General features: G+C 68.7%; 1 protein-coding gene and 1 pseudogene. Both read right to left on the bottom strand.

Annotated features, from left to right (window positions below):
* Positions 1-96 precede the first annotated feature (96 nt).
* A complete protein-coding gene (locus QH470_RS13055) occupies positions 97-618 on the bottom strand; it encodes a hypothetical protein (protein WP_280272597.1) in 522 nt (173 codons plus the stop codon).
* Between the two features lie 529 nt (positions 619-1147).
* A pseudogene (locus tag QH470_RS13050) lies at positions 1148-1251 on the bottom strand (MerR family DNA-binding transcriptional regulator); the annotation flags it as partial.

The raw sequence follows: 1251 nt of genomic DNA, 5'->3' as shown, positions 1-1251 counted from the left end.
GGCCGGGGGGTCACCGGGGGCCAACCCCCTCCCCCCCCCCCGGGGGCCCCCGCGCGGGGGGCGCCCCCCCGGGGGCATACGGGGTGCCGTTTTGGACTATTCGACGGTGGGTTCGTGGGCGGGTGATGGTTCGGTGTCGGCGCGCTGCCGGGCCAATTCCCGTCCGGCTTTGGTGGCCGAGTACCGCACCTCGTAATCTATTTCCCAGCTTCCGGCGCATTCCCGGCATATCGTGACGCCGTGGTTGCATTCGGCCGGGGACATGAGCAGCAGCTTACCGAGCGTGCTGTCGTCTTTGGATCGCACGGACACATAAACTTTACCGCTGAGTCTGGCCGATAATTTGATCGCGCCCTCGTCGTCATGCGTCGCGTTGTCGCGCATGACATGGTCGATGTCCTCACGTAAATACGTGAGACCCGCGGCGGCGCATCGCGCCTCGATTTCCGTACGCCCGAGGTCAGGAGCGGCCGACTGCCGGATACTGAGCACCCACCCACTCTCCCCGACCGCCCAGGGTTCGGTCGCCTGGTATCCGTCGGCGACGTGCCTCGCGGCGAAATCGGTCAATACCCCGAGATCGCTTCCACGCACCACATGAGTCACACTGGTACCCACAATCGCATCTTTCGGCATGCCGCCTCCTTGTCATGAGTTAACAACAACAGACCACACCGGGAATAACGAAACGTTTCCGGATCACGGCCGGGCGACGCGCCCGCCGCAATTACCGGCCCACGCATTGACGCTCGATACATCCCTGAATGTCAACCCGCCCTATTCGGCCCTACTGCCCGAAGACAGCGCGCAGGCCATAAACGCGCCCGTAATTTCCGCACACATCGCCCCCGGGGCGCGGGGGGAACATCCGGCGCACGCCCGCACAGGGCACACACAGCCCCGCGATGCGGCCGGTGGGGCCGGACAGAATCTCTGCCCGACCCCACCGGCCGCTCGTGGATGTTGCCCTCAGCGGGTCAGCTGGAGGCGGCGGGGCGCAGGCGCGCGAACGCGCCCGGCATGTGCCCGATGGCGTTGAGCCGCCACGTCGGCAGCTCGGTGACGCCGTCGGCGGTGTTGCCAAGGGAATGGCTCGCGGCGGGGGGCCGGGGGCGGCCCGCGCGGGGGGGGGGGGGGGGGTGGTGGCCGCCGGCGCGCGGTAGCGGCGATAACCGGAGGCGTCGCGCTCGGGCTCGGGCAGCAGGCCGATGTGGTGGTAGTGCCGGACGGTGCGCACGGTCACGCCGGCGG

The organism is Nocardia wallacei, from assembly GCF_029868745.1.
GTDB lineage: Bacteria > Actinomycetota > Actinomycetes > Mycobacteriales > Mycobacteriaceae > Nocardia > Nocardia wallacei_B.
Note: the sequence above shows the minus strand (reverse complement) of the source record. Positions and strands in the feature narration are given on the sequence as shown.